Below are 16,757 nucleotides of genomic sequence, written 5' to 3'. Positions count from 1 at the left end.
CCCCCGCCCCAGCCCAACACGCTGTCGTTTGAGGAGCTTTTGGAAGCCCACCGATTGTAAAGGGGTCATCGGACTTGGATTTTCCGTCCACCTCCGGAAGCAGCTTGAGCAACGGCAGAGCCCCCCAAGCCTCCCCCGACTGGAAACCAGGGCTTGCACCAACAATCGGGACGGCGAGAGTTGTGGTGGAAAAGCTCGTTACCTGCTGAGAGCCGCCTGAAACCGTTTGATGACGCGCTCGAACATGTCACGGACACTTCTAGTGTCTCCTTGGCACCCAATACGTATCCGTTTCGAACACGCTTGAAGGTCATAGTGCCTTTCGAATTCCAAGGCACGCAAGAGCCCGACAAGTTTAGTGATACTGACCTGGCAAATCTCTTTGCGCCGTTAGTTCACGGGCACAAATAGCCGTATCGCCGGAGGCCAGTTCCGTCCGTCTATCACGCATCTCCATCCACGAGCGAATAGGTCGTGCTACGGCCGCCAGCAGGGTCTTTCACGAGTATCCCCTTGGCAACGAGGTCTTCGATGTCGCGTAGGGCAGTGTCCTGTGAGGACTTGGTCAGCTTGGCCCACTTTGATGAGTTGAGCTTGCCCTCGAAGCCCTCAAACAGACGCTCGATCATGGTGCGCTGGCGGTCATTGAAGCTTTGATCGGCATGCTTCTTCCAGAAGCGGGCCTTCCTGAGAACCGATCCAAGAATGACGTCGGGGGGATCGAAGGCGCGATCAAGGCAATCGAGAAACCACTCTAGCCATTCCGTTATGTCGAGATCGCCCTTCTGCGTGGCTTCCAGGATAACGAGGCGCTGAGATATCCGTCATGGCCTCGACGACGCGCTATCGACGATTTTTGCGACGGTCCCGGTGGCCCAATTCAAGCGACGGGCCTTTAGCTTGGAAGGGTGTCGGCCGCGCAACAATTACAATGGCTATTCGGACATTTGTAGCCGACCTACACCATTGGACGCATGAGGTTTTCTCTCCTCGTCCGAACACCGCCCTCACTTTCGGCGTCGAAAACCGCGAACTTGTCGCTCCACCTCGCTCTTTGAGGAACCATTATCAACCGCGCAACGGCGCGGCCGAGGCGATTTTCCTCGCGAAACTCGATTTTCTTATTTTTGTAGCCGCCCCACACGCGACGGCCCCCAAACGCCGCCCAGCCGCTACGTCCGGCTAGCCTTCCACTCCCCGGATCAGCAAATTCGTAGACAGCCTCGATCACGATCGGCACGATCTCTTCGATTTGAGGTGCATGGTGACGAGCGCGTTTATCTGCCTTTTGCTGAAAGTCGCTACGTTTCGCTTTCGTGTCCAATTGCTGCATAGGACCAACTCTCCCCTTCGATTAAATCATTTCAAAAGCGACTATTGGCGCTGTCCGCCGCTTGTCTGCTCTAGAATTTCATACAGGAATGTGATCCTACGCTCGGCGACTTCCACCACGTCAACGCTCGTGCTGTCAACTTCAATGCGAGCTGCGCCCATTTCGAAAACCCCGTCCTGAAAAACGGCTTCTTCAAAAACAGCTCCGTAAATCGCCATCTGTTTGGAGTTTGTGACAATCCGCGATTTTCTGCCAGTTAACTGACCATGCTTAATTGCGAACGCGGCATCGCGAACGATGCGATAATCCTCATTTTGCGCTGCAAGAACGTCCCGAAACTCATCGTCTTTATCCGGTACGGACACGCCAGCGGCCACCAAGGCTGCATGAAGAATTCCGACAAATGCATCGAGCGTAAGCAAGATGTTCACGGCCGTGGCCAGCCGACCGGGTTTCTCCCTGAGCAAATCAATATTTCGGCCGACAACCACGCTCAGGAAATATTCTGGCTTCACAATTACTCCTTGCCGTTTCGGCGCTCATGAACCCGGCGCAACGACCAACTCCGCGATGTCCCGCAGCGACCCCATATCAAGCTTGAATGCTTGCATGGGAGCGGGAGTGGACCGCGTGATGACAACTCGGAATTCCCACTGATATGCAAACCGAAAGTGCTTCGCGCACTGGATTGCTTCATCTTGAACGGCAGCGAATTCGACCGGGTCATCTGAAACTGAAAGCGGGTCGTAGTAGTACGCCGGTATGAGACGCACGCGTTCCACGCCTGACACCTGTGCCGCCACTGCTTTCGCAAATCTCTCGATGAAGCTGTCGAGGTCATTTATTGCCACACAAGCGTCGCTCTGGAAATCCATAAACAAGCGATAGTCGTAAACGGAAGCGCAGCACCAACAATAATAATCGCTAGTAGAAAACTCTAGCTTTCGCCCGTCACGATACCAACTCATCGTCAGTTCATTGTCCTGACGTGCTAAGCCCTCGGCGCCTGCGAAATATGAGGCAGGCCGGACAAGCAGTTCGCCTCTTTCATACAGGGCGCGCATGTGCTCGGCCTTTCCAAATTTGAAGAGCATCTTTGGCGCATTAAAATAGCTTTCGCGAGAATACTGGGAAGCATCCACCCAATCCGCCCTACGACACCAGCTTTCGTCGGCTAAGCGCCTGATTTTTTCCGGCGGGTTAGCTGATTTCTCACCGTCAAGTAATCCGCGAATGAGAAATTCCTCGGCCAATTCAGTATAGAGAGACAGGAAATCAATATTGCGGGTCGGCGAATGCATTCCATCCCGCCTTGGCTTTATCAAGGTGTATTTCCCGTCATCACCGAGCGTGATAACGTTAGCTATTACATCATGCAGTCGTTGCTCCAATTCCTCTCGGCTGAGAGCCTGCATGTATCGATTGGCACGATAATGAAATCTCTTAATCTCCAGAATAGCAACCAAACTGATTGGTCGAGGGAAACGTAGAACGTGCTCGTGCCGTCCGACGCTTGCCTTCTTTGGAGTTGCGAACGCATCCAGCATCGTCGCAAGTACTCCACGCAGTTTGAGCGCCTCCTCCACCGGCATCATTACATCGGCCCACCCCGCCGTCGCGGTCGCGCATTGAACTATTACCTCACTGCCGTGAAGGACCATGCCGTGGGCTTTGGTGAGTTGAGCCAATAGCGGCATGTAATCGTACGTTACGAAATATTCGTTCGGGTCCAACGTGATCGAATAAGGAAGTCGCGAAAGCCATTCAAAGAGCTTCAGCGCATCCAAGACAGGCATCTTCAGATCGGCGCGCTGTACGGCATTCGTGGCGCACTGGATCACAAGGTCTTCGGCGTCCAAAATTGCGCCGTGGACCTTCGTCAGTTGAGCCAGTCGAGGCATCAATTCAAGGGTCATGAAGTGTCCTGACAAGGCAAAGACGACCGGACGCGCAGACTACCAGTTGCCTCGCTTCTGGCGTTCAGCGAAGCTCATAGTCGCTAACTGGGGGAAACGATTATGCACAACTTTGCAAGCTACATGGCAGAGAGCCAGCTCCTGACGCTGGCAACGCTTATTCTGATGGTCGTGCCCTTTTCTACCAACCTTGGTACTTTGCCGTTGCTATCTCGATTGGAGTGCTGGTCGCATCTTGGATCGTACGTGCCGCATTCATGTCCTTCGCGGCGAGAGGGACCGATCGCGGTACGGGTCCTGCCAGCTAGGCCCCTTCGTCCAGCAGTGAGTGGATAAGCTCGAACAGCCCGCACGCCAACCACGCCAAGAGCAGCGCCAGCGAAAGACAAAACCGTCCGTTTGCGCAGATGGACGTCAGCGAGGGTGAGTGCACCACCACGGTCTTAACTGCTCGTGGCTATGAGCCTGACATGGAAAGCAATCCGATGATCTGGCTTCATGTTGAAGTTGACCCGGTGATTTTCCTGCTGCTGCTTTCGGCAGTCAGGGTTCACCTTCGATAAGGTATACGGGGCCGGGAGACCGGCTCCGTTTCTTTTGACTTGCATTCGGCGAATGTGATTACGCGACCTCTTGAGCCTTCAAGGCCTCGCGCACCGCCACTCCGAGCGGGGTCGGAATGTATCGGATGCCCTTGTAGCTTCCTTCAAAAAAGTACTCGCGCCGTCGCACAACCAGCGCGTCAATGGGCGAGGCGAGATGTGGGAAGAGGGGTTTGAGCCTGCGCGAAAGGGCGATGGTCTCTGGCCGAATGCTGTACCGCGCGTCGCCGTGAGACATGCTGCATGAGTCGTCTCCGTACAGCAGGCCAAGTCGGATGTGCTTAGGCACGGTTTGAACGATCTTTACCAGCCGCTCAATCAACTGCGGATCGAAGTCGCCTGCCGCCGCCGGGGGCGCTTCAGGCTTCAGTCCGCCGGTAAAATGATGGATCGACGCGTTTGGAGCGGCGCTCTCGACAGCAATGCAGATCGAACTCGCTAAGGCGGGATCGTCAAAATGTACCGTTACCAGTTCCATGATGGCCCTCCAGTTCTTGGTAGGCCAACTGAATATCAAACGATGAATGCCTTCAAGCGATTTTTGGATCAATTTTGGCACTTCAGGGGGCGAGAAACGGCATCCTGTCTCGGCCAGCCAAGGTGCGGCGCGCGCCCCTATATTGATTTCTCGTTCCGACGCCCAATCTGCTCCAGTCATCCAGCCCCCGATCTGTTGCTCCACTTCCAGTTAATCCCTAAAGGGATTTAACTGGAGCGGAGCAGATCAGGTGCGCCAGTCGCTCCGGTTCTGCTCCGGTCAACTGGAGCAGCCAGCGCCCCTAGTCGTCGTCAGCCACCTCAATGAACCTCTTCGGCTTGCGGCGCTCATCAGGCCGCTCGACCTCGACCAAGGCGCCCGTCTCGCGCCATGTCTTGAGCAGCGCCACGACTTTAGCCCGGTCCTGCTTGTCGGTAAGGCTGAGACCCAGCGTTTTCGCGACTGCGATGCCAACCCAGCCGTCCGCCCGTTGGTCGGCCCGCCACTGGCCCTGCTTGATCGCCAGCGCGCACCGCTCAAAATCCGACGCCGTAACCCCGGCCAGCAGGTCAGGCCACTCCCAGCGCGTCGCAACGCCGATATCGTCGCCCTTCAGATGATCGAACGGATTGCCGCTGACCCGGCTCAACGGGTTGTTGTCGAGATCGACCGAAACCAGCTCAAACCAATCCCGCTTGTCGGCTGGCTCGGTTAGGTTGGCCTTGTCGGCATAGGCTGAGAAATACAATCCATGATGATCGACGCCTGCGTTCTTAGCTTCAGCTTCGGTCATGCTATTGAGCACGCGGGCGGAGCGGCAACCGTCCGTCAGCGCGACGCCGCCGCGCGCGCTCTGCACCGTAACCTCCTGCTCGCCCTTCCGAACGTGGTGGACCAACTCAACGGCGCAATTGCCCTTGTCGGCGACTTTGTCCCATTCCTTCACCACCATGTCGATGGCGTTATTGTCGTTCTCCGGAACCTTATGCGACGAAATGAACGGATCGACGATCACCACGTCGATGCCGCGCTCTTCGATCTCTGCAATCAGCGCGTCCACGACTGGCGTGCAGATCACGGTGTCGCGGCCTTCCGTTTTGGCGATGACGAGGGGGCGTTCGCGGCCGTGATCGACAAACAGCCGATCACCAAGATGATGTTCAGAGAGTTCAAACTGCTTAGCGGTGGCTTGTATGCGGCGCGTCGTTTCCATGGCAGGGTCTTCGAGGTTGAAGTGCCAGACGCGAAGCTGCTCTGAAGCCGTGCCGAGTAACGCCTGGCCTGAGACCATCGAGAGCATTTCGGTAATGATGAGCGACGATTTGCCGAGAGCGCCCGGCGCAACCGTGGCGCTGACATATTCACTTCGCCGCGCGACGAACCAACCATCACCGGGGTTTCGATGGATGATGCCTTGCGAGTGCATCAATTCAAGCCCCTCCTGGCGACCGCACATGTCGCACGTCGCGTCCTCCTTCAGATCGGTCGCAGCCGCAAAGGATTCCTGCACTGTCCGCACCGCGACACGCGCCAAGATGGCCGGGATTCGATTCACCCTCTGCCGCCAGAATTAAGACCTTCTTGGCAAGGCATGCCTTCATCGGAGGGGTCCGCCTCGGTTCGGGCACCATCCAGACGGCATCGTCCAGAACACTTCCCAGCTCAGTACACACTTTATATTGGCACGATTTTGTAGGCCCTATGATGCTACTCTACGAAATAGAATCTTTGGTGCCGGCTCCGACTCACCCAGCCAGTGTTTCGGAAAAATGCAATCCGGCAATCCTTGGCGCGTGCCTCGGGTGAGTGTGGCAGTCGGATTGGCCATTTTGGCTCACTCAAGTCTCCAAGCGCGTCAGCTTGTCGACAGCTGATCCTAATAGAGGGAGAACAGAGAGCGGATCTGCTCAGGATTGCGAACCGACCCAAAGGGAGGGGATATGGACCCATTTAACAGCATCAACCCATTCGACCGGGCTGCTTACAACGACGCGGTGACACAACCGCAACAGCAGCAAGCGGAGTTTGAGCCGTACTTGGATGAAGTCCCGCAGCTTGATACCACTGCCGTCGCAGGGGTTCCTGTTTCTCCAGATCGCTACTATCCTCATCTGCCTGACGAAGACCGTAGACTTACCGAGGCGTTGGAACTTGGGGCCAGCGGTCCTCATCCCGAAGACGCAGTCACCAGAGGCGTCGGGCACGTCGCTGCGCAGCACAACGCGCGGGAGGCTTCGAGTTGGCCGAGCGAGCTGACTGCGGAAGGTCACGATCAGGATTCGCTGCGAGGGATGATCGGCGAAGCCGTCCTAGCATCGTCTCTCAAGCCAACCGCGCACGATCACCAAGCACCGGATCTCGGAGAAGCCGTTCGTCACTTCAACTGGAGCGACGGCTACCAGCCGGCTCCGAACGAGCTGACCGGGAGCGCCCCCCTTTCAAGTCACGCGCCCCTCATGGGTGAGGATTACAGCGGGCAGTTGAGGCCTGCGAAGAGGCAGAGGACGCTAAGCCATGCGGAACTGGATGCCATTGAGCGCCAGCTGAGCGAGCCGGGCAATTCAATGGCTCGTGTGCTGATGGAAAACGCCGGCGCACCGTCGCCTTTCGGGCCAGCGGTCGGTTCACCATTGGTCCTTCCTGAGGAAGGTTACGATCAGGATCAGCTGTGGGCGATGGTGCAAGACGCCGGCCCATCATCGTCTCTCGAGCCAACCGCGCGCCATGAGCAGACCCTGAATTTAGGAGCGGTTGTCCATCCCTTCAACTTCCGGCAGGGCAACCAGCACGCGTCGGCTGCGCTTGACGGTAGCGGCATCCCGCCGAGTCAGGACAGCCGACCCAACAGCTTTATCGTTCACAATGACCGCTACACGGCGCTATTCGTGCCCGCGGCGGCGATGAGGCCAAGCACCCCACTCAATGCGCCAGGCCCTGCCATTCCTCTCGGATCTCGACAGGAATACGTTCCGCAGCCCAGCGCACAGCCAGCGAATCGAGTCTCACCAGCGCTGCTTGGACGTTCGATGGAGCAAGCCGCCCCGGCGTCCTCCAGGGCTGACAGGACATCCCCGGCGGCCCGCGAAATTTATGCTGCATCATTCGCTGTTCCCGAGAATTTTTCGCACGGCACCCAACCCGCCTCGGACACGATGCGTTCGAAGCTCGGCCGCTGGGGCCTCTTGCCGGACGCGGCGCAGCCGGAAAAGCAATACGACATTCGCGGCGAGCTCTACACCGCCCTCCTGGGGCCGGGGGGGCCCAATGACGTTCGGCTCATCCATCACCCACGAGAGTAGACGCCGCGCACACTCCCGACGCTAGCAGCCCGTCCACATAGGTCCGGTATTGGGCTTGTTAATGGACCATAGCTTGCTCCAGCGACGATTGCGTGCTTGGCTCGGGACCGGCTGTGCGGGAGAGCGCTACTCGGCCCGATTAACTTGCGCCATCATCGCTGTGCGGCTCCTCGGCGAGCCGCATAGCCATCGCCCTTTGATCTTTGCCAAGAGCCGGGACCAAGCTGCGAAGAACACCTACGGTGTTATTGCCGTTGCGTTTTACAGCATTGCCATTAATCAGGGCCTCCTCAAGTCCCGAGACAGGGGAAGCATCCTCGGAGTAAAGAGGCTGCTTCCGGCGCCCTGTTGAACACGCGTCGGTGTGGTCGTCCATTAGCCCCAAATGCACATCCTGGTCGCGGCCTTCCGCAGAATGCTCTTTGGCCAACGCTGCGCTGCGCTGCGGCGTCGTCGATCCGCCTCGAGTCTGTCAATGCCGTATCTTCGGGATCAGCAATGGTCGGATACCGATCTCCATCGTTTTAGCGCCGATCGACGACTTCCACAGCTGAGCCAGTGCTGCCCGACGTTGCCGCCACCGCTCGTGTCCTGGTTATAGCTCTTGACATCTGCATTCGGCGCCTCGGCGGAAAGCCGGCCAGCAATGCCTTTCTTGTTTTTTGACGCAGATGTCGCTGAACCTTCAAGATTAGTGCATAACCGTGGCGTTGTCTGTCGCAGCTCCGGCTTTGAACTCTTTGACATCAGGATCTCGGGGACCGAAGCGAGCTATCGCCAAATTTGGTGACGGCGATGCCGGTCAGCGGCGGCGATTATGGGCTGACGGTCGGTCGGTTTGGCGATGACCTCGATCCCGTCGTTGAATGTCACAGTGCTCGGCGGCGAAGTCTTAGAAGGCGAGCAGCGTGTGTTGGTCCTTGCTCAGGCAGTCGGCCACCTTCTCGTATTTCAGCGCGTAGCTCTCGATGAAGGCGTCGAACGCCAGCTCGGGGACGACCTTCGTTTCAGCCATCCAGATTTCCTGCCAACGCGCCCTTGGCTTTCGGCTGCGGGCTCTTTGACAGCTTGGCGGGCACGTTCGCGGGACTTGTGCACCCAGGAGCGCTGCTCGCGCGTTTTCGGCCAGACCCCGCCGGCCGCCTTCCCGAGCCCGAGTGCGCCATCGGTCAAGCCAACCAGTTCCTTGCGGCCTTCCGGCGTCGCGCCGATCAACACGAGGATGCACTGCTTTTCGTACTTGAGCCGGGCCTCGAGATGAAGGCCATCAGCGCGGATGTAGACGTAGCGTTTCGCCGAAGCGCTTCTGGCACGCGGTGTGCTCGTCGAGCTAGCCATCCCTAGGCGACCGATCGCCGAGGCCGACAATCCGGCAGCATCCTTGCCGAGCAGCGCAGCCAGCGCTTCCGAGACGTCGCCGGTCGAGATCCCCTTCAGGTAAAGGATAGGCAGCAGCGTCTCGATCAACTTCGAACGGCATATGTAGGGTGGAAGGATCATCGACGGTGAGAACCGGATGCGGTCGGAAATCGGAGGCGACCCCCTGGCGATCGCGCACACGCGGCTGGCGGATAGCGACCGGACCGATACCGGTCGTCACCTCCCCCTCTGGCAGGTGACCGTGCCGGGCGATGCGCTGGTGGCCGGCCGCGGTCCTTCAAATCGGGATGCTTGCCGAGATAGTCCGCGACCTCGGCTTCGATCGCCTGAGCGAGATGGACGTGCCCAGTTGCGCAAGACTTTTGTGAGTTGATCGGCGACGGTTCCTGCCGGAATCAACTTGATGATGTCATGTGTGAACGCCTTCACGTCGCACTTGATCCGAGACAAGTCGTAAGACCAAAGCTCGTTTACGCAAGCCGACGAGGCGTTTCGGACTTCCTGCCGGCCTAAATTGACGATCGCAGCACCAAATCTATGCCTTACTGATCCAAGCCTTCACGGCCGATCCGGCGACCCGGCCGGGGTCATAGGCCCGTCTGGCCTCGGGCGAGGGATCAATTTCACGAGGCGTTTGCTTGTCCCCGTCTGCGGCGGTGAGGATAGATGAACGCCGCATCGAAAGATGCCTCGGCCAGTGGCACAGGGCGTGCAGTGCGTTTGTTGCGTGGGAAATTTCAGTGTCCCGGCTCAGGCATAAAGGGCGCGGCGTATTTTCGTGACGAGTCTCGTCTTTCCTTTGGACACCCGACGCGATTTCGTAACAGGTCAATGTAGGAGGAACTGTTGATCCACGAATTACCTCCGCAACAGTCCAGGTTCCTCGTTCGAAGGGGGACCACCGGCTGGATGGTTTATGATCGAGAACGCAAGGGGCCGGCGCTGTTAAAGGACCACAGCTTGGCCGAGAAGCTGTCCAAGGAACGGGCCGAACAAATAAGGCAGGCACTGGTCGATGGTTCGATTAACTGCTGGCCGTGATCCCTTGAGGTGAGCCTTATTTAGGAAAATGAAAGTCTATCCTGCGTTCAGCTCCGCTCTGGGGTCTCCACGCGGAGAACATAGCCATTCGTTCATGCCCCCCAGCCGGGCCTGGTGAGTTTGGCGATGATCTTGAGAAAATCGGCCTGCGAACAGCTGGGGCGTCGGACAAACCCACAGGCTTGTCGTTGCTTTCTGGCAGCATCAGCCGTTTTGCAAAGGCCTGTCCGTCACCCGCTAAGCACCAGACCGAGATGCTGGACCATGGAGTCCAGCCGCGCCGTGCGTCGCGCGGATGACGCCAATATCCCGTCGGCGAAACGCTCAGTGAAGATCTGGCGTCCGCACGACGGCGTCGCAGCGGAAGCGTTCGATGATCACCACGAGCTCTACGAACGCGGCGCCAGCGACAGATCGGTCACGCGTCGGCGTTTTTGGATACGCCGTGGAATCGTCCCGCACCTGCCACTCAACTTTCATCCAGCAGCGCTTACAGTCTCGGGTTTATGCAGCGAGGCCGACCTTTGGACCATCCGGGCTGGATGCGCCGACGTGGTTTTGCAGCAAAATCGGCGATCTGCTGCCGATGGCGCCATGGGGCCGTTCTTCGTTGTAGTCTCCACTTTTTCTTGGGCGTCCGCAAGGCTGAGGAACCGGTGCGTGTTGAGGCATTCGACCCGGAAGGCGCAGTCTTCGATGAACGCGTTGTCGGTTGGCTTACCGGGCTGGAGAAGTCCAGCGTGACACCGCGTTGGTAGGTCCAGAGGTCCAGATCGCGCGACACGAACTCGCTGCCTTCATCGACGCGGATCGTTGCCGGGAACCCCAATTCCTTGCAGGCGCTTTCCAGGATCGCCACGACGTCGCTGCCGCGGAAGGTGAACCGTGGCGCCAGTCCTGCAGCATCTCCTCGTGGAACGACAGCCGAGATCCTCATCGGTAGCAGCCGCTACCGAAAGGGATGCACAGATTGAAAAAAAATCGAGGTTGTGACCGAGACGCGATTAAACGACCCCACCAATTTATGCAGGAGATTGCACGGCTCAGGTTAGTTAGCTTGCAGGGTGCTAGCGACTTTGGGGAGATATGTCAGTGTTGATCGTTGAAACTATTTTGAAGCCAGACCAGTTTGGCGGTATTGGACTTTTCTCCGCTACTCTTTTGCCTAAAGGTGCATTGATTTGGATTCATAACCCAATCGTTGACATTGCCGTGACACCTGAACAGTACGCAACTTTACCTCGAACATTTCAAGCTTTACTTGATAAGCACGCCTATCCAAGAGACCTCGACGTTGATGATGGTGTTTTAGAGTACAATGCTGACAACGCTCGTTTCATGAATCACAGCAATCAACCAAACACATACCAAGACGATCATTGCCGAATTTTCACAGCCCGAGACGTACAACCGGGTGAAGAACTAACTTGCGATTACTTGTCTTTCGATCCAAGGTGCGACTTATCGTGGGTTAAAGTGCTATCGCCGAATGTTGGTGCCGGAGCGGGCTAGGCGACAGTGGATTGAGTCGGGTCTGCGACTTCGATTCCCGTTGGCTAATTTAACGCGGGAGAGTTGCGTCAACTGGTTGTGGCCATCGACGCGACGCAGCTTTTCTCGGCGGCCTCGGCGAGCTTGAGGATCGTAGCGAGCCTTGTTCGAAAGACATCCCTTGAACGGTGCGCCGGAACGCGCTGGCCAACGCGCTTTCAATGAGGTTGGTAGTCCCCTCATGTGGAGTCCTCTAAATGTGTAGCGCCAGTCAAAGACTTCGTTACCGGCGCGCTTTTCCGCGAATGTCGGCAACGAGTCCTGGCAGTGACAACACTGGGCTGCTGTTATGTTCTCCTGTGATTTTCCGGGGTAATTGATGAGGCGCTTCATGAAGAAGTAGATCCTGGAAAGCGAACGCTTAGCCCGAATACTTCGATGACGCCATTGACGAGAGCGGCCCTGTTCGGGTGATCGACGTATTTCTCGATTCGCTCGGTTTGGCTGAGATGCGCTTGGAGGTTGCGGAGCCAGCGGGCAGCGTCGCGCCCCCACTTTGCTCCTCGAACTCTGCCAAGAGATGGATTTATTGGCAACGACGAGGCGCCGCCACCGATGGCAGCAAGTTCAATGCCGTGAACAGCCGGGACAGGAACTTCACGTGCACGAAGATGGAGCGACGGCGTGCTCAGTTGGAGGAGAGCGTCGCGCGCTGAGTCAATTCGACGCGACCAAGCGCCAGGAGCCGGTGGAGGCGCTGGCCGCGAAGGAGACAAGGCTTGCCCAGAAGCTGACAAAGCTGACAAGCTTGTTGGCTACGAGGAAGCGCCTGCTGCTTGGTGATCTTCGCGGTCAGGGCCAGACCTAAATCGTAGGCGGCAGTTCCGCTTATGGCAACAATTCTCGTGCCATCAGCAGATCTCTCAGCAACGATCTGCTGGCCCCACACGGGAATTCCTTTGCTGCTGCTCAAGGCGGAGAGTGGCGCCGGAACGGTTAGGCAGCGCCTTAAGCGACGAAGAAGTATCGAGCTCGAGCAATCCGGCAACGGAGGCCTCAGGTGATCTTCCTTGAGCTATTTCAGCTAGGGGACTGGTTTGAGGTACAACCTTGTTCACCTGACGGATCTCGGCGGCGGTAGCTGACCCTAAAATGCTCGATCCGCGTGGTCGGAATCATGGAATTGCTCCGGAAGCATTGCTGGAGCGGAGACACCACCGGGTGATGCAGCGGGAGAGGAAGTCACGGCCCTTATCGACGTGGTACCAAGTAAACGACCTCAATGGCGCCTAACGACAAACGCGCAGCCCCGCTGGAGTTCGGAGCCGCCGGCTCGCATCCTAACCCGACATAATCCGATCATCTGAACGATGCTTGGCAGCCTTGCCGCCGCCTCACGGGAGCACCCGATCACGCCTAAGCCTGATCAACGAAAGGTGTGATCTCTCGCTTGCGCAGAGCAAGCACCGCCCCCCGACCGGCCTTTCGAACCGGTTCACTGCTCCGTGGTATCTCCGCCTACGCACCTCTTGATGAAACTCCTCCTGGACTCCCCAACGACCTTCTGATCGATCGCCTGCTTCAGGCAGTCGCGTCGATCCGCGTTGCATCGAATCGTGCTTGCACTCCGAGGTAAGTCATTTCGCTTTGTGGTTGGAATTTTCGTCGCGGTCCGGCGCCCTTAAGTTGTTTGACGAAGTCTTGCTGAAACACAGTGCCGCTAAACTTCCTGTTAGGTAATTAGCCCTGTTCTTTTTTATCGCACAGACAATCAAGTCAACCAAACGGCCATTGAGCTTTGGAATTGGCGCAGTCTGTGAACGGGCTCATATAGAAGAGCCATCTGACGGGCTACGATCACCTCGAAAATCCGCGGTGGAATATCTGTCAATTCAAAGTCAATCGATGGGGGTGATCATGCCCATCATACTGGACTTGCTCTATCGCGAATATTGCCGCGCCCGTCTCGCTGAAATGCGCAAGCAGCTTCTGATCGCAGCTGAACGCTTTGAAGCACTCGAAGCGGACTACCTTATTTCGGATCAGAGTGACGACGAGAGGGCGGCGGCATACCGCAAGACCGGTCGCGGCGCGCCGCATTGAAGCAGCCAAGACCGGCAATCTCTCCCGCGTGGTAGTGGCCAAGCAATTCAACAGTCTGGGAGACAGCGATGAACACACCCGAATGCTATACCTTCACGGTGACCTGCGTCTCGTGCCTGACCATCATAGGAATGATGGTCGTTGGGGTGTGGTGAGCATGACTGTCTGCTGAAGCGGTAGCTTTAGCGAGTGCGAAACGAAGTTGGTCGGCACGCTTCGCTTTGCCCACCCGACGAGATCAGCGTCTGGAAAAACGCCGCTCGCGGGCCTTGTAGAGATGGTCGCTGATCAGTTGCCGCAGCTTGGCCCGGTCGTCGAATTCGAGCTGGACGGCGAATGGGACGATGCCGGTAGGGCACGCCATCGCTGCGATGCAGGCGCGCAAGATCATTTTCGTCGTCACCAGCGTGAGCTGCTCGCGCTGTGCCTCCGCTGCAAGCGCGGCGAGTTCCTCGCGCGAGAACATGTGATGATTGTCGAAGCGGCGCGTGCGCGCGACCTCGATGCCGCTGGCCTCCAATGTGCGGAGGAAGTGCTGGGGATCGCCGATTCCGGCGAAGGCGAAGACCCGCTCGCCGAGCAGCTGCGCGAGCGAGGCCGCATCCGGCTTCAGGCGCGCGCGCAGCTTGGGCTCGTTGCGTTTGGCGACCTCGGCGGCGACATCGTTGGCGGCGAGTCTGGCTCTCGTCTTGCCAAATTCATAAAAAGGTCAGGCCGCACCGACGTCCTCTCGAGAGGAAGCACTGCTTGAAGCCGGAAAACTCGCTTAGGGATTCCATCAACTCGCCACGCGGGAGTGTCGTCGGGACTGCCGTGCTCTACCCAATTTCGTTCGGAAATCTCGCGAATTTTCGTGCCACAAAAGCGCTCGCTGCCGACCCTCGAGACCCCGAGTCAGCCGTCATGACGTCATCGGGCACCGTATCCCAGAATGTGCGCAGCAGTTTCTGCTTGAGTGTGCCTTCGTCGTGCTCCGGCTTGAAGAACCAGCGCGGCATCTTCAGTCCAAGTCCTGGCGTTAGGCCGAGGGGCACCGTACCCGACCAAAGACCTCGGCGAATCTTGCTCAATCTCGCAGTTACTCACCCAGCAAACGCTCGACCAACTCCCAATCCCTGCAAAGATGGCCTGCGAACTGATTCTGATATTGTCTGATCATACGCAGATTGTGCCGCTTGACGTCGGAGCCGCAGATGTGCTGTTCACCAACGCACTTGATGACGATGGCCTGCGGCTCGATCTTTGCCCCTCGGTTCACTTTCGCACGTAACGAGGAGGTAGAAAGCCGCAATGTTGTGAGACCGCGCGCCGCAGCGTAATCGAGGGGCTCGTAATAGCATAAGACGAAATATCTGTAATCCTTGAGATCGCGACTGTAGTCTGCCCCGAAGTAGCGCAAGTGAAGTGCCGTTCCAAAGCGATAGAAAACAGCAAGCCCGGTTATCTCGTTGTTGCACTCGGAAATTGCTGCGGCACCGAACTTCGACACACCCGCCTTTCTCTGCCCGGCGAGTATCCTTTCCATCCAGTCGCGACCCTGGGTGCTTCCGTGTCGAGACCTGTTTTGGGTTATGAGATCAGCGACTATGGAGTCATCGAGTTCTTCGGCTGAGGCCCATCCGATCTTCCCCCCGGCTCGCCGGAACGCCGCGACTTCAGACTTGCTTTGATTACGATCATGCGCGCACGAGGCCGCCATCATCCCGGCCACCCCTGTATCCGGCACTTCTAGATACGCTTCGGCAGAATGCAAAACGACCGTACCCCCAATGTGCTCCGCGAATTCCACCGCCGCCGGGTAGGGCATGTACGGCACTACAACGCCGGCATATCCCCGCTCCTGAGCATAGTTTAGAGCGCTGCGTCCCAACTCGCCTAAAGCCTCATACCTTCGCCTGCCCTGAATGCAGGGTATCTCGTTGTGGGTGTTGCGCCGACCACCCAGCCAGAGAAAACTTTGTTGCCAACGGCCGGGAATTCCAGCCATGCAATCTGGCAGGAAGAACAAACCAGGTGATTGGTCACCCTCCCAAAGCGTGCACGCAGCCACGACTCCGGCCGCCCCGCGGACCGCAAGCACGTCCGTTGCGCCGAGCGAATGTTCGAGCGCTCGCAGCCACCGGTAGCTGTTATAGAAATTGTTATCACCGACGAGGGCATCCCATTCATGCTCGTCAAAGCCGCATAGACCTTCCGCGACCGCTGAGGAGAACGGGACTAACAACTTGCTCCTGAATGGTACAAACGTCATGGGTGTCGCCCCGCATGGCGTGGGACACGGACGCCTTCAATGATGATCGCGTGCGGGCTTTGGAGATATGCATGTAGCTCCTTGGGAAGCTGATCTATACGGGCGCATGTGGGCACAAACAGTTCTCTCCATTTCAATGATCGGAACCCGGCTTGTGCTAATGAACTCTCCAAAGAGGGAGCGGGCCAATGCCATGCAAATACGCCGCCTTGTTCTCCATTTTTGCAGAACTCGACCTTAATACGCCCACCTTCTAAATATGGGTTCTCAGGATCGTCTACGACGAGCCTGAAGCCACAGGGTTCGTACCAGTTTGGATGTGGATTGTAAGCTGGATGAGTGGACAACGATATCAAGCGCCCGCCAGGACGCAACAGTTCGGCCATTTCGGCGCACATGCTGTCCAGCTCACTTTTGGTGGCGGCATAGGGCAGCACATAGGATGCAAGTACCAAGTCGAATTGGGCTGCCATGTTGGCATGGAGATGAGTGACGAAGGAGAGATTGATCCCCTCTTTTTCTGCGCGACGCCGCGCGTAGTTTAGCATGCCTGGCGCCGGATCATATCCTACAACAGAGGCTGCTCCGCGTTGCTTAAGTATTCGCGAATATGCCCCCGCGCCGCACCCAAAATCGAGGATGGAGAAGCCATCAACGTCACCCATCACCTCTAGTACGCTCGGCACTTCGATGTATTTTTGAAGGGGCCATTCAGTCATATTCTCGTGCAGACTTGCAAATTCATCGAATTGGGCCGCGCTGTCGGACACGGACGCGCCTCTCGAGGCGCCGTCCCCGTGTTGGCACGAACCCAGTGTTTTTTCTTCGGGTGGCGGGCAAGAACCGCCGGACAACGCAACTTT

13 protein-coding genes and 2 pseudogenes are annotated in these 16,757 nt (G+C 57.5%); 3 read left to right on the top strand and 12 right to left on the bottom strand.

Annotation, left to right across the window (positions count from 1 at the left end):
* Positions 1-443: 443 nt before the first annotated feature.
* From I6F33_RS26255 to I6F33_RS26230, 6 genes are all read right to left on the bottom strand, one after another.
* The gene (locus I6F33_RS26255; protein ID WP_225144559.1) at positions 444-629 is read right to left on the bottom strand and encodes a hypothetical protein; all 186 of its coding nucleotides are present in this window, start codon (positions 627-629) and stop codon (positions 444-446) included.
* A 329-nt stretch (positions 630-958) separates the two neighbouring features.
* The gene (locus I6F33_RS26250) at positions 959-1,333 is read right to left on the bottom strand and encodes a hypothetical protein (RefSeq protein WP_225144558.1); all 375 of its coding nucleotides are present in this window, start codon (positions 1,331-1,333) and stop codon (positions 959-961) included.
* Between the two features lie 41 nt (positions 1,334-1,374).
* On the bottom strand, positions 1,375-1,848 hold the full coding sequence (locus I6F33_RS26245) for a hypothetical protein (RefSeq protein WP_225144557.1): 474 nt from the start codon (positions 1,846-1,848) through the stop codon (positions 1,375-1,377).
* A gap of 24 nt (positions 1,849-1,872) precedes the next feature.
* Positions 1,873-3,249 carry a hypothetical protein gene (locus I6F33_RS26240; RefSeq protein ID WP_225144556.1) on the bottom strand — a complete coding sequence of 459 codons (1,377 nt, stop codon included), beginning with the start codon at positions 3,247-3,249 and terminating at the stop codon, positions 1,873-1,875.
* A gap of 621 nt (positions 3,250-3,870) precedes the next feature.
* Positions 3,871-4,533, bottom strand: a complete 663-nt coding sequence (locus tag I6F33_RS26235; RefSeq protein ID WP_225130098.1) for a hypothetical protein — start codon at positions 4,531-4,533, stop codon at positions 3,871-3,873.
* 97 nt (positions 4,534-4,630) lie between these two features.
* On the bottom strand, positions 4,631-5,884 hold the full coding sequence (locus tag I6F33_RS26230; RefSeq protein ID WP_225144555.1) for an AAA family ATPase: 1,254 nt from the start codon (positions 5,882-5,884) through the stop codon (positions 4,631-4,633).
* 385 nt (positions 5,885-6,269) lie between these two features.
* Here I6F33_RS26230 and I6F33_RS26225 point away from each other — a divergent pair, with 385 nt between their 5' ends.
* Entirely contained in the window at positions 6,270-7,628 is a 1,359-nt protein-coding gene (locus I6F33_RS26225) for a hypothetical protein (RefSeq protein WP_225144554.1), read from the top strand.
* 771 nt (positions 7,629-8,399) lie between these two features.
* Here I6F33_RS26225 and I6F33_RS26220 read toward each other — a convergent pair.
* Together I6F33_RS26220 and I6F33_RS26215 are read right to left on the bottom strand one after the other, a co-directional pair.
* A pseudogene (locus I6F33_RS26220) lies at positions 8,400-9,437 on the bottom strand (transposase).
* A gap of 1,116 nt (positions 9,438-10,553) precedes the next feature.
* Positions 10,554-10,944: pseudogene (locus I6F33_RS26215) on the bottom strand (integrase core domain-containing protein); the annotation flags it as partial.
* Between the two features lie 191 nt (positions 10,945-11,135).
* On the opposite strand from I6F33_RS26215, the gene I6F33_RS26210 reads away from it, so the two are divergent.
* Entirely contained in the window at positions 11,136-11,561 is a 426-nt protein-coding gene (locus I6F33_RS26210; protein WP_225130104.1) for an SET domain-containing protein, read from the top strand.
* 667 nt (positions 11,562-12,228) lie between these two features.
* Here the strand turns inward: I6F33_RS26210 and I6F33_RS26205 are convergent.
* The gene (locus I6F33_RS26205) at positions 12,229-12,489 is read right to left on the bottom strand and encodes a hypothetical protein (RefSeq protein WP_225130135.1); all 261 of its coding nucleotides are present in this window, start codon (positions 12,487-12,489) and stop codon (positions 12,229-12,231) included.
* A gap of 926 nt (positions 12,490-13,415) precedes the next feature.
* Between I6F33_RS26205 and I6F33_RS26200 the strand changes: the two genes are divergently transcribed.
* On the top strand, positions 13,416-13,643 hold the full coding sequence (locus tag I6F33_RS26200) for a hypothetical protein (protein ID WP_225144553.1): 228 nt from the start codon (positions 13,416-13,418) through the stop codon (positions 13,641-13,643).
* Positions 13,644-13,881: 238 nt separating this feature from the next.
* On the opposite strand, the gene I6F33_RS26195 is transcribed toward I6F33_RS26200, so the two are convergent.
* From I6F33_RS26195 to I6F33_RS26185, 3 genes are all read right to left on the bottom strand, one after another.
* Entirely contained in the window at positions 13,882-14,256 is a 375-nt protein-coding gene (locus tag I6F33_RS26195; protein WP_249782217.1) for a tetraacyldisaccharide 4'-kinase, read from the bottom strand.
* A gap of 465 nt (positions 14,257-14,721) precedes the next feature.
* Complete coding sequence (locus tag I6F33_RS26190) at positions 14,722-15,894, bottom strand: peptidogalycan biosysnthesis protein (protein WP_225144552.1); 1,173 nt, start codon at positions 15,892-15,894, stop codon at positions 14,722-14,724.
* Positions 15,891-16,664 (bottom strand): class I SAM-dependent methyltransferase, encoded by a 774-nt coding sequence (locus tag I6F33_RS26185; protein WP_225144551.1) that lies wholly within the window; start codon positions 16,662-16,664, stop codon positions 15,891-15,893. Before I6F33_RS26185 ends, I6F33_RS26190 begins: the two co-directional genes overlap by 4 nt.
* Positions 16,665-16,757: the final 93 nt, after the last annotated feature.

This window comes from Bradyrhizobium sp. BRP20 (assembly GCF_020194215.1).
Classification (GTDB): Bacteria; Pseudomonadota; Alphaproteobacteria; order Rhizobiales; family Xanthobacteraceae; genus Bradyrhizobium; species Bradyrhizobium yuanmingense.
The sequence above is the reverse complement of the archived record's forward strand: the minus strand, read 5'-3'. Positions and strand labels throughout refer to the sequence as shown.